22 protein-coding genes are annotated in these 26,795 nt (G+C 57.6%); 17 read left to right on the forward strand and 5 right to left on the reverse strand.

Going from position 1 to position 26,795, the window contains the following annotated elements:
• Positions 1-25: 25 nt before the first annotated feature.
• Both yfcE and yfcD read left to right on the forward strand, forming a co-directional pair.
• Positions 26-577: a phosphodiesterase gene (gene yfcE / locus FN633_RS13615; protein ID WP_154058068.1), complete on the forward strand. Its 552-nt coding sequence runs from the start codon at positions 26-28 to the stop codon at positions 575-577.
• 56 nt (positions 578-633) lie between these two features.
• Positions 634-1,179 carry an NUDIX hydrolase YfcD gene (yfcD, locus tag FN633_RS13620; RefSeq protein WP_042389552.1) on the forward strand — a complete coding sequence of 182 codons (546 nt, stop codon included), beginning with the start codon at positions 634-636 and terminating at the stop codon, positions 1,177-1,179.
• A gap of 62 nt (positions 1,180-1,241) precedes the next feature.
• Here the strand turns inward: yfcD and FN633_RS13625 are convergent, their stop codons facing one another.
• The 3 genes from FN633_RS13625 to ackA all read right to left on the reverse strand — a co-directional run bounded on the left by FN633_RS13625 (position 1,242) and on the right by ackA (position 7,191).
• Entirely contained in the window at positions 1,242-3,641 is a 2,400-nt protein-coding gene (locus FN633_RS13625; protein WP_154058069.1) for a phosphoketolase family protein, read from the reverse strand.
• 125 nt (positions 3,642-3,766) lie between these two features.
• Positions 3,767-5,908 (reverse strand): phosphate acetyltransferase, encoded by a 2,142-nt coding sequence (gene pta / locus FN633_RS13630; protein WP_042389555.1) that lies wholly within the window; start codon positions 5,906-5,908, stop codon positions 3,767-3,769.
• 80 nt (positions 5,909-5,988) lie between these two features.
• Positions 5,989-7,191, reverse strand: coding sequence for an acetate kinase (gene ackA, locus FN633_RS13635; protein ID WP_042389557.1), 1,203 nt, complete (start codon positions 7,189-7,191; stop codon positions 5,989-5,991).
• Positions 7,192-7,530: 339 nt separating this feature from the next.
• Here ackA and yfbV point away from each other — a divergent pair, with 339 nt between their 5' ends.
• The 3 genes from yfbV (at position 7,531) to FN633_RS13650 (ending at position 10,513) form a co-directional block, all read left to right on the forward strand.
• Complete coding sequence (gene yfbV / locus FN633_RS13640; protein ID WP_042389559.1) at positions 7,531-7,986, forward strand: terminus macrodomain insulation protein YfbV; 456 nt, start codon at positions 7,531-7,533, stop codon at positions 7,984-7,986.
• Positions 7,987-8,065: 79 nt separating this feature from the next.
• Complete coding sequence (locus FN633_RS13645) at positions 8,066-8,560, forward strand: YfbU family protein (protein ID WP_154058070.1); 495 nt, start codon at positions 8,066-8,068, stop codon at positions 8,558-8,560.
• 120 nt (positions 8,561-8,680) lie between these two features.
• Entirely contained in the window at positions 8,681-10,513 is a 1,833-nt protein-coding gene (locus tag FN633_RS13650; protein WP_154058071.1) for an SLC13 family permease, read from the forward strand.
• Between the two features lie 41 nt (positions 10,514-10,554).
• On the opposite strand, the gene yfbR is transcribed toward FN633_RS13650, so the two are convergent.
• Positions 10,555-11,160 carry a 5'-deoxynucleotidase gene (gene yfbR, locus FN633_RS13655; RefSeq protein WP_144816958.1) on the reverse strand — a complete coding sequence of 202 codons (606 nt, stop codon included), beginning with the start codon at positions 11,158-11,160 and terminating at the stop codon, positions 10,555-10,557.
• Positions 11,161-11,241: 81 nt separating this feature from the next.
• Positions 11,242-12,456 carry an alanine transaminase AlaA gene (gene alaA / locus FN633_RS13660; protein ID WP_154058072.1) on the reverse strand — a complete coding sequence of 405 codons (1,215 nt, stop codon included), beginning with the start codon at positions 12,454-12,456 and terminating at the stop codon, positions 11,242-11,244.
• A gap of 857 nt (positions 12,457-13,313) precedes the next feature.
• Here alaA and lrhA point away from each other — a divergent pair.
• The 12 genes from lrhA (at position 13,314) to nuoL (ending at position 26,769) form a co-directional block, all read left to right on the forward strand.
• A complete protein-coding gene (gene lrhA / locus FN633_RS13665) occupies positions 13,314-14,252 on the forward strand; it encodes a transcriptional regulator LrhA (protein WP_154058073.1) in 939 nt (312 codons plus the stop codon).
• A 664-nt stretch (positions 14,253-14,916) separates the two neighbouring features.
• Positions 14,917-15,360 (forward strand): NADH-quinone oxidoreductase subunit NuoA, encoded by a 444-nt coding sequence (gene nuoA, locus FN633_RS13675; protein ID WP_042389569.1) that lies wholly within the window; start codon positions 14,917-14,919, stop codon positions 15,358-15,360.
• A gap of 15 nt (positions 15,361-15,375) precedes the next feature.
• Entirely contained in the window at positions 15,376-16,050 is a 675-nt protein-coding gene (gene nuoB / locus FN633_RS13680) for an NADH-quinone oxidoreductase subunit NuoB (protein WP_042389571.1), read from the forward strand.
• 87 nt (positions 16,051-16,137) lie between these two features.
• Positions 16,138-17,940, forward strand: a complete 1,803-nt coding sequence (gene nuoC / locus FN633_RS13685) for an NADH-quinone oxidoreductase subunit C/D (protein ID WP_103819004.1) — start codon at positions 16,138-16,140, stop codon at positions 17,938-17,940.
• 2 nt (positions 17,941-17,942) lie between these two features.
• Positions 17,943-18,443: an NADH-quinone oxidoreductase subunit NuoE gene (gene nuoE, locus FN633_RS13690; RefSeq protein WP_144816963.1), complete on the forward strand. Its 501-nt coding sequence runs from the start codon at positions 17,943-17,945 to the stop codon at positions 18,441-18,443.
• Complete coding sequence (gene nuoF / locus FN633_RS13695; protein ID WP_154058074.1) at positions 18,443-19,780, forward strand: NADH-quinone oxidoreductase subunit NuoF; 1,338 nt, start codon at positions 18,443-18,445, stop codon at positions 19,778-19,780. The genes nuoE and nuoF overlap by 1 nt, the downstream gene beginning before the upstream one ends.
• Positions 19,781-19,811: 31 nt before the next feature.
• The gene (gene nuoG, locus FN633_RS13700) at positions 19,812-22,538 is read left to right on the forward strand and encodes an NADH-quinone oxidoreductase subunit NuoG (RefSeq protein WP_154058075.1); all 2,727 of its coding nucleotides are present in this window, start codon (positions 19,812-19,814) and stop codon (positions 22,536-22,538) included.
• Complete coding sequence (gene nuoH, locus FN633_RS13705; protein ID WP_042389577.1) at positions 22,535-23,512, forward strand: NADH-quinone oxidoreductase subunit NuoH; 978 nt, start codon at positions 22,535-22,537, stop codon at positions 23,510-23,512. The genes nuoG and nuoH overlap by 4 nt, the downstream gene beginning before the upstream one ends.
• Before the next feature lie 14 nt (positions 23,513-23,526).
• A complete protein-coding gene (gene nuoI, locus FN633_RS13710) occupies positions 23,527-24,069 on the forward strand; it encodes an NADH-quinone oxidoreductase subunit NuoI (RefSeq protein WP_042389578.1) in 543 nt (180 codons plus the stop codon).
• Between the two features lie 11 nt (positions 24,070-24,080).
• Positions 24,081-24,632 (forward strand): NADH-quinone oxidoreductase subunit J, encoded by a 552-nt coding sequence (nuoJ, locus tag FN633_RS13715; protein ID WP_042389580.1) that lies wholly within the window; start codon positions 24,081-24,083, stop codon positions 24,630-24,632.
• Positions 24,629-24,931: an NADH-quinone oxidoreductase subunit NuoK gene (nuoK, locus tag FN633_RS13720; protein WP_042389582.1), complete on the forward strand. Its 303-nt coding sequence runs from the start codon at positions 24,629-24,631 to the stop codon at positions 24,929-24,931. Before nuoJ ends, nuoK begins: the two co-directional genes overlap by 4 nt.
• Positions 24,928-26,769, forward strand: a complete 1,842-nt coding sequence (gene nuoL, locus FN633_RS13725) for an NADH-quinone oxidoreductase subunit L (protein ID WP_154058076.1) — start codon at positions 24,928-24,930, stop codon at positions 26,767-26,769. Before nuoK ends, nuoL begins: the two co-directional genes overlap by 4 nt.
• Positions 26,770-26,795: the final 26 nt, after the last annotated feature.

Genomic DNA, 26,795 nt, shown 5'->3' on the forward strand with positions numbered 1-26,795 from the left:
TTTTTCAACGATAAGGGTGTAAGCGATGAAGCTGATGTTTGCCTCCGATATTCACGGCTCGCTGCCAGCGACGGAGCGGATGCTGGCGCGGTTTGCCGAGAGCGGCGCACAGTGGCTGGTGATCCTGGGCGACCTGCTCAACCACGGGCCGCGCAATGCGCTGCCGGAGGGATATGCGCCCGCGCAGGTGGCCGAGCGGCTGAATACTCAGGCCTCGCGGATCATCGCCGTGCGCGGCAACTGCGACAGCGAAGTGGATCAGATGCTGCTTACATTTCCCATTACCGCCCCCTGGCAGCAGATAGTATTGGCGCATTGCCGGCTGTTTTTGACTCACGGCCACCTCTATAATGCAGAAAATTTACCCTCGCTTGCCGCTGGCGATGTCTTCATCTCCGGTCATACTCATATTCCGGTGGCGGAAAAGCGCGGCGATATAATTCACTTTAACCCCGGCTCGGTAAGCATCCCGAAAGGGGGCTTCGCTGCCAGCTACGGTATGTTTGACGACGGTATTTTTCGCGTAATCGCACTGAACGATCAACGGATTATTGCAGAGGTCGCCATTAATCCGTAAGTTAGCTCTCAACCAGAAACGCGCCACCAGAGCGCTATGCAGAGAAGGTTTTTCCGATGGTGGAACAGAGTCATTTTACAGGCACGGAATGGGTAGATATCGTCAATGAAGACAACGAGGTGATTGCGCAGGCTAGCCGCGAACAGATGCGCGCGCAGTGCCTGCGTCATCGGGCCACCTTCATTGTCGTGCATGACGGCATGGGGAAAATTCTCGTGCAGCGCCGCACCGAGACAAAAGACTACCTGCCTGGTCTGCTGGACGCGACGGCGGGTGGCGTGGTGCAGGCGGACGAGGGAATGCTGGAGTCCGCACGGCGTGAAGCGGAAGAGGAGCTGGGCATTGCTGGCGTACCGTTTGCCGAGCATGGGCAGTTCTACTATGAAGACGATCACTGCCGCGTCTGGGGTGGGCTTTTCAGCTGCGTCTCCCACGGGCCTTTTGCCCTGCAGGAGGATGAGGTCAGCGAAGCAATCTGGATGACACCGGAAGAGATCACCGCCCGCTGCGATGAGTTCACGCCGGACTCGCTCAAAGCGCTGGCGCTGTGGATGAGCCGCAACGCCAACAACGATACGCTTAAGCTGGCTGAAACCGAGTAGGTCTGCATAAACGTATCAAGCCGGCCACGGTACGCCATGGCCGGCTTTTTTATCGCCTTAGTTTACTCGGGTACGTCGCCGCTGCCCTGCTGCGAAGGCCACTTCCAGTTGCGTACCTCAGGCAGATCTTCCCCGTACTCGCGCACGTAGCGGTGGTGCTCAGCGATCTTCTCCTGCAGATCGTCAAGGATCGCATCGGCTTTGCCCGCCAGCTTCTCTACCCGCAAAATCGCCTCCTGCGCCAGATGGAAACGATCCAGCTCGTTCATCACCGTCATATCAAACGGCGTGGTGGTGGTGCCTTCCTCCATAAACCCGCGCACGTGGAAGTTACGATGGTTATTGCGATGGTAGGTCAGGCGATGGATCAGGCTCGGGTAGCCGTGGAAGGCGAAGATCACCGGCTTGTCTGCGGTGAAGATAGCCTCAAACGCCTCGTCGCTCAGCCCGTGCGGATGCTGATCCTCGGTCTGTAACGCCATCAGATCCACCACGTTCACCACCCGCACGCTAAGGTCCGGCAGGTATTCCCGCAGCAGATCGACCGCCGCCAACGCCTCCATGGTAGGGACGTCCCCGGCGCAGGCCATCACCACGTCCGGCGTTCTGTCCGGCTCTTCATTGCCCGCCCAGGGCCAGATGCCCATTCCGACTTCACAGTGCTTCGCCGCCTCTTCCATGGTCAGCCACTGCGGCTCCGGCTGCTTGCCCGCGACGATGACGTTGATGCGATCCCAGGTCTTCAGGCAGTGATCGGCTACCCACAGCAGGGTGTTGGCATCCGGTGGCAGATAGATGCGCACGATATCGGCTTTCTTGTTGGCGACGTGATCGATAAAGCCCGGATCCTGATGGCTATAGCCGTTATGATCCTGCCGCCAGACGTGGGAGGAGAGCAGATAGTTCAGGGAGGCGACGGGTTCGCGCCACGGCAGCTTGCGCGTCACCTTCAGCCATTTAGCGTGCTGGTTAAACATCGAGTCGATGATGTGGATAAAGGCTTCGTAGCAGTTAAACAGCCCGTGGCGTCCGGTGAGCAGATAACCCTCCAGCCAGCCCTGGCACTGGTGCTCGCTGAGGATCTCCATTACCCGGCCATCGGGGGCAAGCTGCTCATCGTAAGGCTCAATCTTCCCCTCCCAGGTGCGGTTGGTTACGTCGAAGACATCCCCCAGCCGGTTGGAGGCGGTCTCATCCGGGCCAAAGAGACGGAAGTTATCCGGGTTACGGGTAAAGATGCCGCGCAGATAGCGCCCGAGCACCTCCGTGGACTGCGCCTGGGTTTCGCCAGGGGAGGCGATATCAAGGGCGAACTCGTGCAGGGCGGGCGTGACTAGCTCGCGACGCAGCCGTCCACCGTTGGCCCACGGGGTGGCTCCCATCCGCTTGTCACCTTCAGGTGCCAGCGCCCGCAGTTCAGGCTTAAGCTGCCCCTGCTCGTCGAAGAGATCCTCCGGCTGATAGCTGCGCATCCAGCGCTCAAGGATCTGTCGGTGCTCATCGTTTTCCCGACATGAAGAGACCGGCACCTGATGGGCGCGCCAGAAGCCTTCGACCTTTTTGCCGTCGACGGTTTGCGGACCGGTCCACCCCTTCGGGCTGCGCAGAATAATCATCGGCCAGCGCGGGATAGACTCCGCCGTCTCACCCCGACGGGCGCGCTGCTGGAAATCGCGGATCTTATCGAGGGCGTTATCCAGCGCCTCGGCCATCTGCGGGTGCATTTTCTCCGGCTCGTGACCGCTGACAAAGAGCGGATCGTAGCCGTAGCCGCGAAACAGCTGGGTAAGATCCTCATCGCTGGTGCGCGCCAGCAGCGTCGGGTTCGCAATCTTATAGCCGTTGAGGTGGAGGATAGGGAGCACGGCCCCGTCGCGGGCGGCGTTGAGAAACTTGATGCCGTGCCAGCTGGCGGCGAGCGGGCCGGTTTCGGCTTCGCCGTCGCCAATCACGCAGGCGGCAATTAGATCCGGCGCATCAAACACGGCTCCAAAAGCGTGGGAGAGGGAGTAGCCCAGCTCGCCCCCTTCGTTGATTGAGCCGGGGGTTTCCGGCGCGGCGTGGCTGGGAATACCACCGGGAAACGAAAATTGCTTGAACAGCTTCTGCATCCCCGGTGCATCTTGGCTGATATCGGGATAGATCTCGCTATAGCTACCCTCAAGCCAGGTATTCGCTACCATGCCAGGCCCACCGTGGCCGGGGCCGCAGACGTAGAGCATGTCCAGATCGCGCTGACGAATGGCGCGGTTAAGGTGCGCGTAGATAAAATTCAGCCCTGGCGTGGTGCCCCAGTGACCCAGCAGGCGGGGTTTAATATGTTCCGGCTTAAGCGGCTCGCGCAGCAGCGGGTTATCCATCAGATAGATCTGGCCGACGGAGAGGTAGTTTGCGGCGCGCCAGTAGCGATCCAGTAACGTGAAGTCGTCGTCGTTAACGTGCCCGGTTGCAGATTGCGTCATGCTTTCTCCCGTTATCAGGTTAAATCGTACCTGTTAACCCTAATAGAAGAAGCGGAGGAGGGCGAATTTGGCCCACAAAAAAAGGGCCATGGCAGCGCCATGACCCTTTAAAACGTTATATTCGCTTACTGCTGCTGAGAAGACTGGATCGCCGTCAGCGCGATGGTGTAGACGATATCGTCAACCAGTGCGCCACGAGACAGGTCGTTCACAGGCTTACGCATACCCTGCAGCATCGGCCCGATAGAGATCAGGTCGGCAGAGCGCTGTACCGCTTTGTAGGTGGTGTTACCAGTGTTCAGATCCGGGAAGATGAACACGGTAGCGCGACCGGCAACCGGCGAGTTCGGCGCTTTGGATTTCGCGACGTCAGCCATTACCGCAGCATCATACTGCAGCGGGCCGTCGATCATCAGGTCAGGACGTTTCTCCTGCGCCAGACGGGTCGCTTCACGCACTTTCTCTACATCGCTACCCGCGCCGGAGTTACCGGTAGAGTAGGAGAGCATCGCCACGCGCGGCTCGATACCGAAGGCAATCGCGGAGTCCGCGGATTGAATAGCGATCTCAGCCAGCTGTTCAGCGGTCGGATCCGGGTTAATCGCACAGTCGCCGTAAACGTACACCTGCTCCGGCAGGAGCATGAAGAATACGGAGGAGACCAGCGAGCTGCCCGGTGCCGTTTTGATCAGCTGCAGCGGCGGACGGATGGTATTTGCGGTGGTGTGAACCGCACCGGAAACCAGACCGTCAACTTCGTCCTGCTCCAGCATCAGGGTGCCGAGCACCACGTTGTCTTCCAGCTGTTCGCGGGCAACGGCTTCGGTCATGCCTTTGCTCTTACGCAGCTCAACCAGGCGGGCAACGTAGCTTTCACGTACCACATCCGGGTCAACGATTTCGATGCCCGCGCCCAGCTCAACGCCCTGAGAGGCCGCCACGCGGGTGATCTCTTCTGGGTTACCCAGCAGCACGCAGGTCGCGATGCCGCGCTCGGCGCAGATGGCCGCCGCTTTAACGGTACGCGGCTCGTCGCCTTCCGGCAGCACAACGCGTTTACCGGCCTGGCGCGCCAGCTCGGTGAGCTGATAGCGGAACGCAGGCGGAGAGAGACGGCGGCTACGCTCGGAGGTCGCGGTCAGGGATTCGATCCAGTCGGCGTTAACGTAGCCAGCCACGTACTCCTGCACTTTCTCGATACGCTGATGGTCGTCAGCCGGCACTTCCAGGTTGAAGCTCTGCAGGCTCAGGGAGGTCTGCCAGGTGTTGGTGTTAACCATGAACACCGGCAGGCCAGTGGCGAAGGCGCGCTCGCACAGCTTGGCAACGCGGGCGTCCATCTCATAGGCACCGGTCAGCAGGATCGCACCGATCTCAACGCCGTTCATCGCGGCCAGGCAGGCGGCAACCAGCACGTCCGGACGGTCAGCGGAGGTCACCAGCAGGGAGCCTGGGCGGAAGTGCTCCAGCATGTGCGGAATGCTGCGCGCACAGAAGGTCACGGACTTCACGCGGCGGGTGTTGATGTCACCTTCGTTAACGATGGTGGCATTCAGGTGTTTCGCCATATCGATTGCGCGGGTGGCAATCAGATCGAAGCTCCACGGAATGGCACCCAGCACCGGCAGCGAGCTGGACGCGCTCAGCTGCGCCGGATCGATGCTGATTACTTTCGCTTTAGAGGAGTCATCGAAGATCTCAGAGAGATCCGGGCGGGTACGGCCCTGATCGTCAACCGGTGCGTTCAGCTTGTTCACGATCACGCCGGTGATGTTGGTGTTCTTCACGCCGCCGAAGCTGTTGCGGGTCAGCTCGATACGCTCTTTCAGCTGCTCCTGGGTATCGGTACCCTGAGACATCACAAAGACGATCTCGGCGTTCAGCGTTTTCGCGATTTCGAAGTTCAGCGACTGGGCAAACTGGTGTTTGCGGGTCGGCACCAGGCCTTCAACCAGCACCACTTCCGCGTCTTTCGCGCTTTCGTGGTAGCGGGCGATGATCTCTTCCATCAGCACGTCTTTCTGGTTGCTGGAGAGCAGAGACTCAACGTGGCTCATCTTCAGCGGTTCAGCGGCAGGCAGATTGGAGTTCGCACGCACGATAGTGGTGGTCTGGTCTGGCGCATCGCCACCGGCACGCGGCTGGGCGATAGGTTTAAAGACGCTCAGACGAACGCCTTTGCGTTCCATAGCACGGATCACGCCAAGGCTGACGCTGGTCAGGCCGACGCTGGTTCCGGTAGGGATCAGCATAATAATACGGGACACGGTATATCCTCTTTTTCGTTACCGCCAGAAAACTGGCGCGATACAAAACAGCACCGCCAGCGTGGGCTGGCGGTGTGGAATCAGGCAGTCAGACGGCAGGCGTCTTGGGCAATCACCAACTCTTCGTTGGTCGGGATGACCATCGCGAGGGTGGTACCCTCTTTGTTGATGTAGCCGGATTTGCCGAAGCGGGCCGCCAGGTTACGCTCGTGGTCAACCTCGAAGCCCAGCACGCCCAGTTTGCCCAGGGAGAGCTCGCGCACCATCGCCGCGTTCTCACCGATACCGCCGGTGAAGACAACCGCGTCCAGACGACCTTCCATCAGCGCGGTGTAGGAGCCGATGTACTTCGCCAGGCGGTGGCAGTAAACGTCCATTGCACGTTTAGCGTCTTCTTTGCTGGTGTAGTTGTCTTCAACGTAGCGGCAGTCGCTGGTGACTTCGGTCAGGCCCAGCAGGCCGGACTCTTTGGTCAGCATCTTGTTGATATCTTCCACGCTCATACCCAGGGTATCGTGCAGGTGGAAGATGATCGCCGGATCGATATCACCAGAGCGCGTACCCATCACCAGACCTTCCAGCGGGGTCAGACCCATAGAGGTATCAACGCATTTGCCGTTACGGATAGCAGAAACGGAGCCGCCGTTGCCCAGGTGGCAGGTGATGATGTTCACTTCTTCTACCGGCTTGTTCAGCATTTTTGCTGCTTCTTGCGTAACGTAGAAGTGGCTGGTGCCGTGTGCGCCGTAGCGGCGAACGCCGTGCTCTTTGTACAGTTTGTACGGCAGGGCGTAGAGGTAGGACTCTTCCGGCATGGTCTGATGGAACGCGGTATCAAATACGGCCACGTTCTTGTCTTTCAGCTGCGGGAAGGATTTCAGTGCTTCAGCGATACCGATCAGGTGAGCCGGGTTATGCAGCGGTGCAAAAGAGGCAGAGTCTTTGATGCCCTGGATGACGGAGTCATCGATCACCACGGAGCTGGTGTATTTTTCGCCACCGTGCACGATGCGGTGACCAATTGCGGTCAGCTGTGCAGACAGTTCTGGTTTTTGTGCCAGAATAGTGTTAACGATAAAGTTCAGTGCTTCACTGTGAGCGGCACCTGCACCTAAAGCAGCTTCTTGTTTACCACCGTCCATTTTCCATTTGATACGCGCTTCAGGAAGATGGAAGCATTCGGCTAAACCAGAGAGGTACTCTTCACCGTTCAGTGCATCGATGATTGCAAATTTCAGTGAGGAGCTACCGCAGTTCAGAACCAGTACTAACTTACTCGACATGGAAGTACCTATTTTTGATACGTGGCTAAAAAAACGTCAGTGAGTCTTTCAGCGTAGCGCATGTTGACGCTGACATTTATGATTAACATCATGCCAGAACGATTTTTTTGGCACGATGAAAGAGAATACGGTTGAGTTTATGCCATTTTGGCCCCATAAGAGGAATTGGCATACTGGGCGTTACATTGACGACGTTGCGTTCATCGTCTAAGGCCCACTCAGGCGGGCACAGAATACCCGATACTGGGTAGCGATGACAAAATATTTTGAACGTTGTCATGAGCAGTTGTTGTTTTGCACAAATTTTTTAATTTTTATATGTGAAGTTGAGGTAACGCCATGAACACACCTGAGAATCGCCCCGTAAGCTTTTTCAGTTTGTTTCGCCTGGGACAGCATTATTCGAAGACCTGGCCTATGGAAAAAAGCCTCGCTCCTGTCTTTATCGATAACCGTGTCATTCGCGCCACCCGCTACGCGATCCGCATTATGCCTCCCGTTGCCGTCTTTACGCTCTGCTGGCAGATCGCCCTTGGCGGCCAGCTGGGTCCTGCGGTAGCCACCGCGCTCTTTGCGCTGAGTCTGCCGCTGCAGGGGCTGTGGTGGTTGGGCAAGCGCTCCGTTACGCCGCTGCCGCCGGGAGTTTTACACTGGTTCTATGAAGTGCGCGGTAAATTACAGGATGCTGGCCAGACGATGGCCCCGGTTACCGGCAAGCCAGACTACCAGGCACTGGCTGATACGCTTAAGCGCGCATTTGGTCAGCTCGACAAAACTTTCCTGGATGATTTGTAATTCACCCCTGATTGCGAATATAAAAGAAGGCACATAGTTTATGTGCCTCTTTTTTTTCCGACGTGATACGGAGTGTAAGATGGAAATGACCAATGCCCAACGGCTGATTTTATCGAATCAGTACAAAATGATGACGATGCTCGATCCCACCAACGCCGAGCGCTACCGCCGCCTGCAAACCATCGTCGAGCGCGGCTTTGGCCTGCAAATGCGCGAGCTGGACCGCGAGTTTGGCGAGCTGCCGGAGGAGACCTGCCGCACCGTTATCGACATCATGGAGATGTATCACGCGCTGCATGTCTCCTGGACCAACCTGAAAGATGCCCAATCCATCGATGAGCGCCGGGTGACCTTCCTGGGCTTCGATGCCGCCACCGAGGCGCGCTACCTCAGCTATGTGCGCTTTATGGTGAACACCGAAGGGCGCTACACCGACTTTGACGCTGGCACGCACGGCTTTAACGCCCAGACCCCGATGTGGGAAAAGTACCAGCGCATGCTGGGAGCATGGCACGCCTGCCCGCGCCAGTACCACCTCAGCGCTAACGAAATCAACCAGATCGTCAATGCCTGATCGCCGCAGGCAAATACATAAAAATGGGTAACAACCGTTCATCCTATTGATTTAGCCCCGCCTGAGCGGGGCTTTTTTATGGCAAACTGCCTGTATCCCCGCAATGAACAAGGATACGTTGTGAACGGTGAACTGATTTGGGTGCTGTGTTTACTGGCGATCGCTGTCGTACTCTTTGCCACCGGCAAGGTTCGCATGGATGCTGTCGCGCTACTGGTCATTGTGGCCTTTAGCCTGAGCGGCACCCTGACCCTCAGCGAGGCCTTCTCTGGCTTTAGCGATCCCAATGTCATTCTTATTGCTGCCCTGTTTATTATCGGCGATGGCCTGGTGCGTACCGGGGTCGCTACCAGCATGGGGGCGTGGCTGGTGAACGTGGCGGGCAGCAGCGAAATCAAAATGCTGGTTCTGCTGATGCTTACCGTCGCCGGGCTGGGAGCCTTTATGAGCTCCACCGGGGTGGTTGCCATCTTTATTCCGGTGGTGCTCAGCGTCTCAATGCGGATGCAGATCTCCCCGTCGCGCCTGATGATGCCCCTCAGCTTTGCCGGGCTCATCAGCGGTATGATGACGCTGGTGGCTACGCCGCCCAACCTGGTGGTGAACAGCGAGCTGCTGCGCGAGGGGTTGCCGGGCTTTGGCTTTTTTAGCGTGACTCCGCTGGGGATCGTTATTCTGCTGCTGGGCATCGTCTATATGTTGGTAATGCGTGTTGCCCTGAAGAGTGAGGGGCAGGCGGGGCAGCATGACGGCTGGAAGCGGCGCACCTTTCGCGATCTGATTAAAGAGTACCGCCTGACCGGACGCGCCCGGCGGCTGGCTATCCGTCCCGGCTCGCCGATGGTGGGCCAGCGCCTCGACGATCTTAAACTGCGCGAGCGCTACGGGGCAAACGTCATTGGCGTTGAGCGCTGGCGGCGCTTTCGCCGGGTGATCGTTAACGTCAACGGCGTGTCGGAGTTTCGCGCCGGGGATGTATTGCTGATTGATATGTCCGCCGCCGACATCGATCTGCGCGATTTTTGCAGCGAACAGCTGCTGGAGCCGATGATCCTGCGCGGCGAATACTTCTCCGACCAGGCGCTGGACGTCGGCATGGCGGAGGTGTCGCTGATCCCTGACTCGGAGCTGATTGGCAAAACCGTACGCGAAATTGGCTTTCGTACCCGCTACGGCCTGAACATGGTCGGCATTAAGCGTGACGGGAGCGCGATTAGCGGGCCGGTGGGGGATGAACCCTTACAGCTGGGAGACATTTTTCTGGTCGTCGGCAACTGGAAGCTGATCGGCCAGATGGCGCAGAAGGGGCGCGACTTTGTGGTGCTGAATATGCCCATCGAGGCCGGGGATGCTTCGCCCGCCCACAGCCAGGCGCCTCACGCCATCTTCTGCCTGCTGCTGATGGTTGCCCTGATGCTCACCGATGAGATCCCTAATCCCGTCGCGGCGATTATCGCCTGCCTGCTGATGGGTAAGTTTCGCTGTATTGATGCCGCCAGCGCCTATAAAGCGATCCACTGGCCGAGCATTATCCTGATTGTCGGCATGATGCCGTTTGCCCTGGCGCTGCAAAAAACCGGCGGCGTCGACCTGGTGGTGAAAGGGCTCATGGAGTTTGGCGGCGGCTACGGGCCATATATGATGCTGCTATGCCTGTTTATCATGTGCGCCACCATTGGGCTGTTTATCTCGAACACCGCCACGGCAGTGCTGATGGCACCTATTGCATTGGCAACGGCCAAGTCGATGGGCGTTTCGCCGTATCCTTTTGCCATGATGGTGGCCATGGCCGCCTCGGCCGCCTTTATGACCCCGGTCTCTTCTCCGGTTAACACCCTTGTGCTGGGACCCGGCAACTATACCTTCAGCGATTTCGTGAAGATCGGCGTGCCGTTCACGCTGATTGTGATGGTGGTGTGCGTGGTGTTGATCCCGATGCTGTTCCCATTTTAATTTTCCCCGGTGAGGCTGCGCTTACCGGGGCGACAAAATGATTACAACGGCGAATCCTGGCTTATCTCATCTAATGAGAGATGAAAACTGGGCACAAATACGGCCATAAAGTAGTCCATCTCAGGGCTACGGCGGGCGGCAAGGGTCTTCTCCAGCCGTGATTTTGCCAGCGAAAACTCGTTGTTGCCGGCGGAGAGCTCCTCCAGGCACTTCAGGTAGGCGCAGAGAGCGTCGGCCTGCTTCACCAGCGACGTCTCCTCCTCGCTATAGCGATGCTCGTCGATCAGTCCGGCAAAAATATCCCGCAGCTCTTCCGGCACCATATCCACCAGCTTCTGTTGGGCAATCTTCTCGATAGCCTTATATTCCTGGGCAATCTGCGAGTTAAAGTACTTAACCGGGGTCGGCAGATCGCCGGTCAGCACTTCCGAGGCGTCGTGGTACATCGCCAGCAGGGCAATGCGTTCCGGGTTAGCCTGACCGCCAAACTTGCGGTTTTTGATCGCCGCCAGGGCGTGGGCAACCATGGCAACCTGCAGGCTATGTTCGGAGACGTTTTCGGTACGCACGTTGCGCATCAGCGGCCAGCGGTTGATCAGTTTCAGGCGGGAGAGGTGGGCGAAAAAGTGGCTTTGACTCGTACTCATGATGGACCCTGTCAGTAACGGCGCTAAGGATCCATTGTGCGCAGAGAGCAGGGGAAGATGCAAATCTTCCCCTTGATACGCTTACTGATGGTAGCCGGAGAGGAAGCGGCTGAAGCGGTTGATCGACATCTCCAGATCGTCCAGGCGCGGCAGCGTCACAATGCGGACGTGATCCGGCCACGGCCAGTTAAAGGCCGTACCCTGCACCAGCAGCACCTTCTCCTGCAGCAGGAAATCCAGCACCATCTTCTGGTCGTCATGAATGTTAAAACGCTTGATGTCGATTTTTGGGAACATATAGAGCGCGCCCTTCGGCTTAGTACAGGTCACGCCGGGGATCTCGTTGATCAGCTCCCAGGCACGATTACGCTGCTCATAGAGGCGTCCGCCGGGCACGATAAATTCGCTAATACTCTGATAGCCGCCAAGCGCGGTCTGGATAGCGTGCTGGGCCGGCACGTTGGCGCAAAGACGCATCGACGCGAGCATCTCCAGCCCTTCGATATAGCCTTTGGCGTGCTTCTTGGGCCCGTTAAGTACCATCCAACCCTGGCGGAAACCCGCTACGCGATAGGTTTTAGAGAGGCCGTTAAAGGTAATCGTCAGCAGATCAGGGGCCAGCGCGGCGATGGAGTGGTGCTCCGCCTCGTCGTAGAGGATCTTATCGTAGATCTCATCGGCGAAGATAATCAGGTTATGCTGGCGGGCAATTTCAACGATCTCCAGCAGCAGCGCTTTTGAGTAGACCGCGCCGGTAGGGTTGTTCGGGTTAATGATGACAATTCCCCGGGTGCGCGGGGTAATTTTGGCACGGATATCATCAAGATCCGGGAACCAGTCAGACGACTCATCGCAAAGATAGTGTACCGCTTTACCCCCGGAGAGCGACACCGCCGCCGTCCACAACGGGTAGTCAGGAGCCGGAACCAGCATCTCATCGCCGCTGTTCAGCAGCGCCTGCATCGACTGCACGATCAGCTCAGAGACGCCGTTACCAATATAGATATCTTCTACGGTCACGTCGCGCATGCCGCGCGCCTGATAGTGCTGCATGATCGCTTTGCGGGCGCTGTAGAGCCCTTTGGAGTCGCTATAGCCCTGCGCCGTAGGCAGATGACGGATAACGTCTACCAGGATCTCGTCGGGAGCATCGAAGCCAAAGGGGGCCGGGTTACCGATATTAAGCTTCAGTACTTTGTTACCTTCTTCTTCAAGACGTTTCGCCTCTTTCAGAACCGGGCCACGGATGTCATAACAGACATTGTCTAATTTGCTGGATTTTTCGATGGGGGACATGAATCGTTGACCTTTTAGCTGTTGGTGCGACTTCCTGCCGTGGAAGTCAGCACGGAACAATGTACTCCCCCGAATGGCAGTTTAGAAGGGTGCACAGAAGAAGATTTTGCCTCTGGCAGTGCAAAGTAACCGGTTTTTTACGCTGGGGTTACAGGTTGAAAAGTGATAATAAATTCACCAAAAATATTAATTTTGGATGAATGTGTGGATGGATCGCAAAATTGCCGCTGTTATCACTGTATTGTAGGGCCAGGGCAGGGCGGTTTTTAGGGCAGGAACGGAAGGGGGGAGAGAGAGTAGGGCAAGCCATCAGGTAAAGCGGGGAAGGTGTAAAGGTAATGTTAAGGACTATTTAGAAGAGTTTCTATTATCAATTAATAATTATTTAATACGATAGCTTGCGATTACCAACAATTGTTAATATTAATAGCGCTTACCTTCCCTCTATAACATTATGGGGCTTAAGGTCATTCGCAAAGGGTCTTATAACCGATGCGTGTATGAGGTAAGATGGCCAGCAGAGACTACGGCTAAAAGCGATAATCGCATCCGCATATTTCTCTGGTTGAATATACAATTAATTGATATTAAAAATTTTTTTCCGTCAATCATCCTGAGATGGATTGGTAAATGATTTGCGATTGCATTCACGGATGCAGTAATAGCATGTGACCTGGTAAAATAATTTACGGTTATACACTGTAATTATATATAGAGGATCGCGAGCGGACGCGAATTATTAACTACGATCGGTTTGGTACTGGCCACGCAGATCCCTTCTCAACGAGGATTGCTTAAATCTTTGAACACAGCAAAAGCCGGGGCGCTCGTCAGGAGTACCCTGTAAGTGAAAACATATGATTAATGCACATCGTCCGATACTCAATCTCGATCTCGATCTACTGAGAACGTTCGTTGCCGTCGCCGATCTCAACACCTTTGCGGCTGCCGCTGTCGCGGTATGCCGAACGCAATCTGCGGTAAGCCAGCAGATGCAGCGCCTGGAGCTGCTGGTAGGCAAAGAGCTGTTTGTTCGCCATGGTCGTAATAAGCTATTAACTGAACACGGCATTCAGCTGCTGGGCTATGCGCGAAAAATCCTGCGCTTTAATGATGAGGCCTGTAGCTCATTAATGTTCAACAATCTTCAGGGGGTGTTAACGGTTGGTGCTTCCGACGACTCTGCGGATACTATTTTGCCGTTTCTGTTGAACCGCATCAGTTCGATCTATCCCAAGCTGGCGCTGGACGTGCGTGTTAAGCGTAATCTCTCCATGGTCGACATGCTGGCGGCCCAGGAGGTCGATCTGCTGGTGACCACGCATCGGCCTCACCAGTTTGAGCATCTGACGCTGCGTACCTCCCCGACCCACTGGTACTGTGCGGCAGAGTATGTCTTGCAGAAGGGTGAAACGCTGCCGCTGGTCTTCCTTGACGATCCTAATCCGTTCCGTGACGGCGTACTTAATACCCTGGATGCCGCCGGGATCCCCTGGCGCATGGCCTACGTGGCCTCGACGCTCTCAGCGGTGAAGTCGGCGGTGAAGGCCGGGCTGGGGATCACCGCCAGGCCGGTAGAGATGATGAGCGCGGACCTGCGCGTGCTGGGTCCAAGCGATGGGCTGCCTGCGCTGGCGGAGACCGAGTATCTTCTGTGCCACAACCCGCAAAGCCAGAATGAACTGGCCCAGGTCGTTTTCCAGGCCATGGCGGAGTACCAGACTCCTTGGCACTACGGTGCCGCTACGCCGCAGAGCGGCGACAGTTCGCTGATTGTTGAAGGGGACGTTGAGTAGCGCCGAGAGTGGGCGTAACACAGGGAGTTTACGTAACACAGTTGCCTGGCACAGGTAACATTCTGTCAGGGATCGGGCGAGCCGCTGGTAGCAGAAAATTTGCCAGCGGCATGCCTGGTGCGCTTTTTTAGCACAGATTATCAAAAATCATTATTTATCGCTTTTGCCATCAAGCAGTTAAGCGCCCCCGTCCTCAGTAAACCCTGCTTAGTATGCTACTATGCATAGCGAAAGTTCATGTTAAAAAACAAGTTTGATTGTTGCCGTTTTTTTGTGTGAATTAACAAAAGCGTGTCTCAGATCAAGAAAATACTCCCATAGAGGGGGAGGAATCCTGCTGAAATCCTGTCAAAATAAGAGGGTACTTTTTGTATCACCGCACAACGGACACGATTCAACACCGCTAAACACCCTATAAAAAATGGGTGTTGGTGGAAAAAAAGGCATTTTATGTTAATGAATTGATGCCGGTGTAAACTAATGTGAAGGAACTTTTGGTCAAAGTTGACAAAAGGTTATAGAAAGGAGTAAAAAACCCCATCATTTAGCTGTCTAAGCCGTTTCTAACAGTGAGTGTAAGGTTTTTTTTGTTCCTCCCTGAAACTGTGTGGCGTCCATCTGCCGAGAAGAGCAGAGGTAACGGTGCCACTTTTTGAGTTAAGCAATGCGTATGTCAACATCCACTGAAGTTATTGCTCATCACTGGGCATTCGCGATCTTTCTTATTGTTGCCATTGGCTTATGCTGCCTGATGCTGGTCGGCGGCTGGTTACTGGGCGGGCGCGCCCGCGCGCGGCACAAGAACACGCCTTTTGAATCGGGTATCGATTCCGTTGGCACCGCTCGTCTGCGCCTCTCTGCCAAGTTTTATCTGGTCGCCATGTTCTTCGTCATCTTCGACGTCGAAGCGCTTTACCTGTTTGCATGGTCAACCTCCATTCGCGAGAGCGGCTGGGTTGGCTTTGTTGAGGCTGCAATTTTTATTTTAGTGCTGCTGGCTGGTCTGGTTTATCTGGTGCGTATTGGCGCGCTGGACTGGACGCCCGCGCGTTCACGCCGCGAGCGCTTCAACCCTGAGTCAGGCAATATCACTAACCGTCAACGCTAACAGCGAGGCAATAAGATGGATTACACGCTCACCCGCATCGATCCCAACGGTGAGAACGACCGTTATCCCCTGCAAAAACAGGAGATCGTAACCGACCCCCTCGAGCAAGAAGTTAACCGCAGCGTGTTCATGGGCAAGCTGGAAGACGTCATGCACGGCATGGTTAACTGGGGCCGTAAAAACTCTATTTGGCCGTACAACTTCGGTCTCTCCTGCTGCTACGTTGAGATGGTGACCTCCTTTACCGCGGTCCATGACGTGGCACGCTTTGGTGCGGAAGTGCTGCGCGCCTCGCCACGCCAGGCTGACCTGATGGTGATCGCCGGTACGCCGTTTACCAAAATGGCCCCGGTGATCCAGCGTCTATACGATCAGATGCTGGAGCCGAAGTGGGTTATCTCCATGGGTGCCTGTGCCAACTCAGGCGGCATGTACGACATCTACTCCGTGGTGCAGGGCGTTGATAAATTCCTTCCGGTTGATGTTTACATCCCGGGCTGTCCGCCGCGTCCAGAAGCCTATATGCAGGCGCTGATGCTGCTTCAGGAGTCGATTGGCAAAGAGCGTCGTCCGCTCTCATGGGTTGTGGGCGACCAGGGCGTCTATCGCGCCAACATGCAGTCAGAGCGCGAGCGCAAACGCGGCGAACGCATTGCTGTCACTAACCTGCGTACGCCGGACGAGATTTAATTTGCGCCTGCGGGCCGTGGACAACTCCTTCGCATAATAAACTTATAGCGCGAAGCCACGCCCGGCAGTCACCACGGACCCTTTGCAATGGTGAACATTATGACCGACTTAACCGCGCAAGACGCGTTCTGGCAAACCCGGGATCACCTGGACGACCCAGTTATTGGCGAACTGCGCAACCGTTTTGGGCCGGATGCCTTTACCGTTCAGGCGACCCGCACCGGCGTCCCTGTTGTTTGGGTAAAGCGTGAACAGTTACTGGAAGTGGGCGATTTCTTAAAGAAACTGCCGAAGCCTTACGTCATGCTGTACGATCTGCACGGCATGGACGAACGTCTCCGCACGCACCGCGACGGGCTTCCCGCCGCGGATTTTTCCGTTTTCTACCACCTGCTCTCCATCGAGCGTAACCGCGACATCATGCTCAAGGTGGCGCTGTCAGAAAACGATCTCAACGTGCCGACCTTTACCAAACTCTTCCCCAACGCCAACTGGTACGAGCGTGAAACCTGGGAGATGTTTGGCATCAATATCGAAGGCCACCCGCACCTGACGCGCATCATGATGCCGCCGACCTGGACCGGCCACCCGCTGCGTAAAGATTACCCGGCGCGCGCCACCGAGTTCGATCCGTTCGAGCTGACCAAAGCCAAGCAGGATCTGGAGATGGAGGCGCTGACCTTCAAGCCGGAAGACTGGGGCATGCAGCGCGGCACCGCCAACGAAGACTTTATGTTCCTCAACCTCGGGCCGAACCACCCGTCGGCGCACGGTGCGTTCCGTATTATCCTGCAGCTTGATGGCGAAGAGATCGTCGACTGCGTGCCGGATATCGGCTACCACCACCGTGGCGCAGAGAAGATGGGCGAGCGTCAGTCCTGGCACAGCTACATTCCGTACACCGACCGTATCGAGTACCTCGGCGGCTGCGTGAACGAGATGCCATACGTGCTGGCGGTTGAGAAGCTGGCAGGCATCAAGGTGCCTGAGCGCGTTGATGTGATCCGCGTCATGCTCTCCGAGCTGTTCCGTATCAACAGTCACCTGCTCTACATCTCGACCTTTATCCAGGACGTCGGGGCGATGACGCCGGTGTTCTTCGCCTTTACCGATCGGCAGAAAATCTACGATCTGGTTGAGGCCATCACCGGCTTCCGTATGCACCCGGCCTGGTTCCGCATTGGCGGCGTGGCGCACGATCTGCCGCGCGGCTGGGACCGCCTGCTGCGTGAGTTTCTGGAGTGGATGCCGAAGCGTCTGGACTCCTACGAGAAAGCCGCGCTGCGCAACACTATTCTGATTGGCCGTTCGAAGGGCGTTGCCGCCTACGGCGCGAAAGAGGCGCTGGAGTGGGGCACCACCGGGGCTGGCCTGCGCGCCACCGGTATCGACTTCGACGTGCGTAAGGCGCGTCCTTACTCTGGCTACGAAAACTTTGACTTTGAAGTTCCGGTCGGCGGCGGCATCAGCGATGCCTACACCCGCGTGATGCTGAAAGTTGAAGAGCTGCGCCAGAGCCTGCGCATTCTTGAGCAGTGCCTCAACAACATGCCGGAAGGCCCGTTCAAGGCGGATCACCCGCTGACGACGCCGCCGCCGAAAGAGCGCACGCTTCAGCATATCGAAACCCTGATTACCCACTTCCTGCAGGTTTCCTGGGGCCCGGTCATGCCGGCCAACGAATCCTTCCAGATGATTGAGGCAACCAAGGGTATCAACAGCTACTACCTGACCAGCGATGGCAGCACCATGAGCTACCGCACCCGCGTGCGTACGCCGAGCTTCCCGCACCTGCAGCAGATCCCTTCGGCGATCCGCGGCAGCCTGGTGTCCGACCTGATTGTCTATCTGGGTAGTATCGATTTTGTTATGTCAGACGTGGACCGCTAATTATGCACGAAAATCAACAACCACAGACCGAGGCTTTTGAGCTGAGTGCGGCAGAGCGTGATGCTATCGAGCACGAGAAGCACCACTACGAAGACCCGCGTGCGGCGTCCATCGAAGCGCTGAAAATTGTTCAGAAGCAGCGTGGCTGGGTGCCGGACGGGGCGATCTATGCCATCGCCGAGGTGCTGGATATTCCGGCCAGCGACGTAGAGGGTGTCGCCACCTTCTACAGCCAGATCTTCCGCCAGCCGGTAGGCCGTCACGTTATCCGCTACTGCGATAGCGTGGTGTGCCACATCACCGGTTACCAGGGCATCCAGGCCGCGATTGAGAAAAAACTTGATATCAAGCCGGGACAGACCACCTTTGATGGCCGTTTCACCCTGCTGCCGACCTGCTGCCTGGGGAACTGCGACAAAGGGCCAACGATGATGATCGACGAAGATACGCACAGCTATCTAACGCCGGAAGCCATCCCCGACCTGCTGGAGCAGTATAAATAATGAAAAACATTATCCTGACTCCTGAAACCCATCCTCTGACCTGGCGTCTGCGTGCTGACAAGCAGCCGGTCTGGTTGGATGAGTACCAGAGCAAAAACGGCTACGCCGGGGCGCGTAAGGCGCTCACCGGCATGGCGCCGGATGAGATTGTTAACGCGGTTAAAGATTCTGGCCTGAAAGGGCGCGGCGGTGCGGGCTTCTCTACCGGTTTGAAGTGGAGCCTGATGCCGAAAGACGAATCCATGAACATCCGTTACCTGCTGTGTAACGCCGATGAGATGGAGCCGGGCACCTATAAAGACCGCCTGCTGATGGAGCAGCTGCCGCACCTGCTGGTAGAGGGGATGCTGATCTCTGCCTTCGCGCTGAAAGCGTACCGGGGCTACATCTTCCTGCGCGGCGAATACATTGAGGCCGCCGAGCGCCTGCGCCGCGCCATCGCCGAAGCGACCGAAGCGGGGCTGCTGGGTAAAAACATTCTTGGCACCGGCTTTGACTTCGAGCTGTTTGTCCACACCGGGGCAGGGCGCTACATCTGCGGTGAAGAGACGGCGCTGATCAACTCCCTGGAAGGCCGCCGCGCGAACCCGCGCTCTAAGCCACCGTTCCCGGCAAGCTCTGGGGTCTGGGGCAAGCCGACCTGCGTAAACAACGTTGAAACCCTGTGTAACGTCCCGGCGATCCTTGCTAACGGCGTTGAGTGGTATCAGGGGATCTCGAAAAGCGAAGACAACGGCACCAAGCTGATGGGCTTCTCTGGCCGCGTGAAAAATCCCGGCGTCTGGGAGCTGCCGTTTGGCACCACCGCACGTGAGATCCTGGAAGACTACGCGGGCGGCATGCGCGATGGCCTGAAGTTCAAGGCCTGGCAGCCGGGCGGCGCGGGAACCGACTTCCTCACCGACGCGCACCTTGACCTGCCGATGGAGTTTGCCAGCATTGGCAAAGCCGGCAGCCGTCTGGGTACCGCGCTGGCGATGGCGGTGGATCACGAGATCAACATGGTGTCGCTGGTGCGTAACCTGGAAGAGTTTTTTGCCCGCGAATCCTGCGGCTGGTGTACGCCTTGTCGCGACGGCCTGCCGTGGAGCGTGAAGATCCTGCGCGCCCTTGAGCGCGGCGAAGGTCAGCCTGGCGATATCGAGACGCTTGAGCAGTTGTGTCGATTCCTGGGGCCAGGTAAAACCTTCTGTGCCCATGCGCCAGGCGCGGTAGAGCCTCTGCAGAGTGCAATAAAATATTTCCGCGAAGAATTCGAAGCAGGCATCAAGCAGCAGTTTAGCAATACCCACCTGATCAACGGTATTCAGCCTAACCTGCTTAAGACGCGCTGGTGAGTTTACGATTTTCTAATTTGGAAGCATGCGAATGGCTACGATTCATGTAGACGGCAAGGATTACGAGGTCAACGGGGCGGACAACCTGCTACAGGCGTGTCTCTCGTTAGGTCTTGATATTCCGTATTTTTGCTGGCATCCGGCGCTGGGCAGCGTTGGCGCTTGCCGCCAGTGTGCGGTGAAGCAGTACCAGAACGCGGAAGATACGCGCGGTCGCCTGGTGATGTCCTGTATGACACCAGCGACGGACAACACCTTTATCTCTATCGATGACGAAGAGGCAAAACAGTTCCGTGAGAGCGTCGTAGAGTGGCTGATGACCAACCACCCGCACGACTGCCCGGTCTGTGAAGAGGGGGGCAACTGCCACCTGCAGGATATGACCGTAATGACCGGTCATAGCTTCCGCCGCTATCGCTTTACAAAACGTACCCACCGCAACCAGGACCTGGGGCCATTCATCTCCCATGAGATGAACCGCTGCATCGCCTGCTACCGCTGCGTGCGCTACTACAAAGACTACGCCGACGGCACCGATCTCGGCGTCTACGGTGCCCATGACAACGTCTACTTCGGTCGCCCGGAAGATGGCGTGCTGGAGAGCGAGTTCTCTGGCAACCTGGTTGAGATCTGCCCGACCGGCGTCTTTACCGACAAAACGCACTCCGAACGCTACAACCGTAAGTGGGATATGCAGTTTGCCCCGAGCATCTGCCAGCAGTGCTCTCTGGGCTGTAACACCAGCCCCGGCGAACGCTATGGCGAGCTGCGTCGTATCGAAAACCGCTACAACGGCACCGTTAACCACTACTTCCTCTGCGACCGCGGCCGCTTCGGCTACGGCTACGTGAACCTGAAGGATCGTCCGCGCCAGCCGGTTCAGCGTCGCGGCGACGATCTGATCGCCCTCAACGCCGAGCAGGCAATGCAGGGCGCGGCAGATATCCTGCGCCAGTCCAAGAAAGTGATCGGTATCGGCTCCCCGCGCGCCAGCGTTGAGAGCAACTTTGCCCTGCGTGAGCTGGTGGGTGCCGGGAACTTCTATACCGGCATCGCCAAAGGTGAGCAGGAGCGTCTTGAGCTGGCCCTGAAGGTGCTGCGTGAAGGGGGTATCCATACCCCGGCGCTGCGTGAAATCGAAAGCTACGACGCGGTGCTGATCCTCGGTGAAGACCTCACCCAGACCGGTGCTCGTGCCGCGCTGGCGGTGCGTCAGGCGGTGAAAGGCAAAGCGCGCGAGATGGCTGCGGCCCAGAAAGTGGCCGACTGGCAGATTGCCGCGATCCAGAACATCGGCCAGCGTGCCAAGCATCCGCTGTTTGTGACCAACGTTGACAGCACCCGCCTCGACGATATCGCGGCGTGGACCTACCGTGCTCCGGTAGAGGATCAGGCGCGCTTAGGCTTTGCCATCGCCCACGCGCTGGATGGATCTGCCCCGGCGGTAGACGGTATCGATCGCGATCTGCAAAACAAAATTGATGTGATCGTCCAGGCGCTGGCCGGGGCGAAAAAACCGCTGATTATTTCCGGCACCAACGCCGGCAGCGCCGAGGTTATTCAGGCGGCAGCGAACGTGGCGAAGGCCCTGAAGGGACGCGGCGTGGACGTGGGCGTGACCATGATTGCCCGGGCGGTGAACAGCGTCGGCCTGGGTCTAATTGGCGGCGGCTCTCTGGATGACGCCCTGAGCGAACTGGAGACCGGCGCAGCGGATGCCGTGGTCGTGCTGGAGAACGATCTGCATCGCCACGCCTCTGCCGCACGCGTTGACGCGGCCCTCTCTAAAGCGCCGCTGGTGCTGGTGATTGACCATCAGCGCACGGCGATCATGGAGAAAGCGCACCTCGTGCTGTCGGCGGCAAGCTTCGCTGAAAGTGACGGGACGGTGATCAACAACGAAGGCCGCGCCCAGCGCTTCTTCCAGGTTTACGATCCAGCCTACTACGACAGCAGCGCCGTGATGCTGGAGAGCTGGCGCTGGCTGCACTCCCTGCACAGCACCGTGCTGAGCCGGGAAGTGGACTGGACCCAGCTCGATCACGTGATCGACGCCGCGATTGCCCAGCTGCCGCAGCTGACCGGTATCAAAGATGCCGCGCCGGATGCCAGCTTCCGTATTCGTGGTCAGAAGCTGGCCCGTGAACCGCACCGCTACAGCGGCCGGACGGCAATGCGCGCCAATATCAGCGTGCACGAGCCGCGTCAGCCGCAGGATAAAGACACCATGTTTGCCTTCTCAATGGAAGGGAACAACCAGCCGTCCGCGCCGCGCTCGCAAATTCCGTTTGCCTGGGCACCGGGCTGGAACTCACCGCAGGCATGGAACAAGTTCCAGGCCGAAGTGGGTGGCAAACTGCGTCATGGCGATCCGGGCGTGCGCCTGATCGAAGCCTCTGCCAACGGTCTGGAATACTTTGACCGCGTACCGGCAGGCTTCCAGGCGGAAGAGGGGAAATGGCGGGTTGCGCCGTACTACCATCTCTTCGGCAGCGACGAGCTGTCCCAGCGCGCTCCGGTGTTCCAGACCCGGATGCCGCAGCCGTACATCAAGCTCAACCCGGCGGATGCCGCGAAGCTTGGCATCAATGCGGGTGCGCAGGTTGCGTTCAGCTACGAGGGCCAGACGGTAACCCTGCCGCTGGTGATTGCAGACGGTTTGACAGCAGGGCAGGTGGGCTTGCCGATGGGTATGCCGGGCATCGCACCGGTGCTGGCGGGCGCGCGTCTTGAGAACTTGCAGGAGGCACAGCAATGAGTTGGTTAACACCGGAGCTGATTGATATCCTGATCGGCATTCTTAAGGCGTTGGCGATCCTGCTGGTGGTGGTCATCTGCGGCGCGTTTATGAGCTTTGCCGAGCGACGTCTGCTCGGCCTGTTCCAGAACCGTTATGGACCGAACCGCGTAGGCTGGGGTGGCTCACTCCAGCTGGTGGCGGACATGATCAAGATGTTCTTCAAAGAGGACTGGATCCCGCGCTTCTCGGACCGCATGATCTATACCCTTGCACCGATGATCGCCTTTACCTCGCTGCTGCTGGCCTTTGCTATTGTGCCGGTCAGCCCGACGTGGGTGGTAGCGGATCTCAACATCGGCATCCTGTTCTTCCTGATGATGGCGGGGCTGACGGTGTACGCGGTGCTTTTTGCCGGCTGGTCGAGTAACAACAAATACTCGCTGCTGGGGGCGATGCGCGCCTCAGCCCAGACGCTGAGCTACGAGGTGTTCCTCGGGCTGTCGCTGATGGGCGTTGTGGCGCAGGCCGGTTCATTCAATATGACCGACATCGTTAACAACCAGGCGCACCTGTGGAACATCATTCCCCAGTTCTTTGGTTTCATCACCTTTGCGATTGCAGGCGTTGCGGTCTGTCACCGACATCCGTTTGACCAGCCAGAGGCCGAGCAGGAGCTGGCGGATGGTTACCACATCGAATATTCCGGCATGAAGTTCGGTCTGTTCTTCGTGGGTGAGTACGTTGCTATCGTTACCGTGTCCGCGCTGATCGTCACCCTGTTCTTCGGTGGCTGGCACGGCCCGTTCTTACCGCCGTTCGTCTGGTTTGCCCTGAAAACAGCATTCTTCATGATGATGTTCATTTTGATTCGCGCAGCATTACCGCGTCCGCGTTATGACCAGGTGATGTCCTTCGGCTGGAAAGTGTGCCTGCCGCTTACGCTAATCAACCTGCTGGTAACGGCGGCTGTCATTCTGTGGCAGGCGCAATAAGGGATGAAAAGACCATGACCTTAAAAGAGTTAATCGTAGGTTTCGGCACCCAGGTACGCAGTATCTGGATGATCGGCCTGCACGCGTTTGCCAAACGCGAAACCCGTATGTATCCGGAAGAGCCGGTCTACCTGCCGCCGCGCTACCGTGGCCGCATTGTATTAACCCGCGATCCGGACGGCGCAGAGCGCTGCGTTGCCTGTAACCTGTGTGCGGTAGCCTGTCCCGTAGGCTGTATTTCGCTGCAAAAAGCGGAAACCGTCGATGGCCGCTGGTATCCAGAGTTTTTCCGTATCAACTTCTCACGCTGCATCTTCTGCGGTATGTGTGAAGAGGCCTGTCCGACCACGGCGATCCAGCTTACGCCAGACTTCGAGCTGGGCGAGTTCAAGCGTCAGGACCTGGTTTACGAAAAAGAGGATCTGCTGATCTCCGGTCCGGGTAAATATCCGGAATATAACTTCTACCGGATGGCAGGTATGGCAATCGACGGCAAGGATAAGGGCGAGGCAGAGAACGAAGCCAAACCTATCGACGTCAAGGGCCTGTTACCGTAAGGAGAGGGGCAATGGAGTTCGCTTTTTATATCTGTGGCCTTGTAGCCATCGTGACCACGCTACGCGTGATCACGCATACCAATCCGGTGCATGCGCTGCTGTACCTGATTGTCTCCCTGCTGGCGATTTCAGGGGTCTTCTTCTCCCTTGGCGCCTACTTTGCCGGTGCGTTGGAGATCATCGTCTACGCCGGGGCCATTATGGTGCTGTTCGTGTTTGTGGTGATGATGCTTAACCTTGGCGGAGCCGAAATCGAGCAGGAGCGCCAGTGGCTGAAGCCGCAGGTGTGGATCGGTCCAGGGCTGGTCTCTGCCGTACTGCTGGCGGTGATGGTGTACGCCATTCTCACCGTTAACGATCAGGGCATTGACGGCACCGCGATTAGCGCCAAAGCGGTCGGTATCACCCTGTTCGGGCCTTACGTTCTGGCGGTTGAGCTGGCGTCGATGCTGCTGCTGGCTGGCCTGGTGGTGGCCTTCCACGTTGGCCGTGAAGAGCGTCCGGGCGAGGTGCTGAGCAACCGTCCGGCGGATGCGAAAAGAAAAACGGAGGAGCACGTATGATCCCCTTACAACACGGACTGATCCTCGCCGCCGTTCTGTTTGTGCTCGGGCTGACGGGGCTTATCATCCGCCGCAACCTGCTGTTCATGCTGATTGGCCTCGAAATCATGATTAACGCCGCCGCGCTGGCTTTTGTCGTCGCGGGCAGCTACTGGGGCCAGAGTGACGGCCAGGTGATGTATATCCTCGCGATTAGCCTCGCGGCTGCGGAAGCCAGTATTGGCCTGGCGCTGCTGCTCCAGCTGCATCGCCGTCGCCAGAACCTGAATATCGATTCAGTAAGTGAGTTGCGTGGATGAACATGCTTGCCTTAACCATTATTTTGCCATTGATTGGCTTCCTGCTTCTGTCGTTCTCCCGTGGCCGCTGGTCGGAAAACCTCTCCGCTGCGGTGGGGATGGGCTCCGTCGGCCTGGCGGCGCTGGTAACGGCGATTGCTGGCGTTGACTTCTTTAACAACGGACGTGAGGCCTTCAGCCAGCCGCTGTGGACCTGGATGGCGGTGGGCGATTTCAACATCGGCTTCAACCTGGTGCTGGACGGCCTGTCGCTGACCATGCTCTCGGTGGTGACCGGGGTTGGCTTCCTGATCCACATGTTCGCCTCCTGGTACATGCGTGGGGAAGAGGGCTACTCTCGCTTCTTCGCCTACACCAACCTGTTCATCGCGAGCATGGTGGTACTGGTGCTGGCGGACAACCTGCTGCTGATGTACCTCGGCTGGGAAGGCGTGGGCCTCTGCTCCTATCTGCTGATCGGCTTCTACTACACCGATCCGAAGAACGGCGCGGCGGCAATGAAAGCATTTGTCGTGACCCGCGTGGGTGACGTCTTCCTCGCCTTTGCGCTGTTCATTCTCTACAACGAGCTGGGCACGCTGAACTTCCGTGAGATGGTCGAGCTGGCACCTGCGCACTTCGAAGCAGGCAACAACATGCTGACGTGGGCGACGCTGATGCTGCTGGGCGGTGCGGTCGGTAAATCCGCGCAGCTGCCGTTGCAGACCTGGCTTGCGGACGCGATGGCTGGCCCGACGCCGGTCTCCGCGCTGATCCACGCCGCCACGATGGTGACCGCTGGTGTCTACCTGATCGCCCGTACCCACGGCCTGTTCCTGATGACGCCGGAGATCCTGCATCTGGTGGGGATCGTCGGCGCGGTCACCCTGGTACTGGCCGGTTTTGCGGCGCTGGTGCAGACCGACATCAAACGCGTTCTCGCTTACTCCACCATGAGCCAGATCGGCTACATGTTCCTCGCGCTGGGCGTGCAGGCATGGGATGCGGCGATTTTCCATCTAATGACCCATGCGTTCTTCAAAGCGCTGCTGTTCCTCTCGTCTGGCTCGGTGATCCTTGCCTGCCACCATGAGCAGAACATCTTTAAAATGGGCGGGCTGCGTAAGTCGATTCCGCTGGTCTACGTCTGCTTCCTGGTAGGCGGCGCGGCGCTGGCGGCACTACCGCTGATCACCGCAGGCTTCTTCAGTAAGGATGAGATCCTCGCAGGGGCGATGGCTAACGGCCATATCAACCTGATGGTGGCAGGCCTGGTCGGCGCGTTCATGACCTCGCTCTACACTTTCCGTATGATCTTTATCGTCTTCCACGGCAAAGAGCAGATCCATGCTCACGCAGGGAAGGGGATTACCCATCACCTACCGCTGATTGTGCTGCTGGTGCTCTCAACCTTCGTTGGGGCGATGATCGTGCCGCCGCTGCAGGGTGTTCTGCCGGATACCACCGAGCTTGAGCATGGTCGCGTGCTGACCCTGGAAATTACCTCGGGCGTCGTGGCTATTGCCGGGATCCTGATTGCTGCATGGCTGTGGCTGGGCAAGCGTACGCTGGTGACCTCCATTGCCAACAGCGCGCCGGGCCGCCTGCTGGGCACCTGGTGGTATAACGCATGGGGCTTCGACTGGCTGTACGACAAAATCTTCGTTAAACCGTTCCTCGGCATTGCGTGGTTGATTAAGCGCGATCCGTTGAATGCGGTGATGAACACGCCGGCTATTCTCTCCCGCTTTGCCGGGAAAGGCCTGCTGTTCAGCGAAAACGGGCAGCTGCGCTGGTATGTGGCGTCCATGAGCATTGGTGCGGTCGTGGTGCTCGCGCTCTTAGTGTTTTTGCGTTGATTTAGTTAGCTGGTTGACTGACAGCC

It is taken from the genome of Pseudescherichia vulneris (assembly GCF_902164725.1).
Taxonomy (GTDB): Bacteria; Pseudomonadota; Gammaproteobacteria; order Enterobacterales; family Enterobacteriaceae; genus Pseudescherichia; species Pseudescherichia vulneris.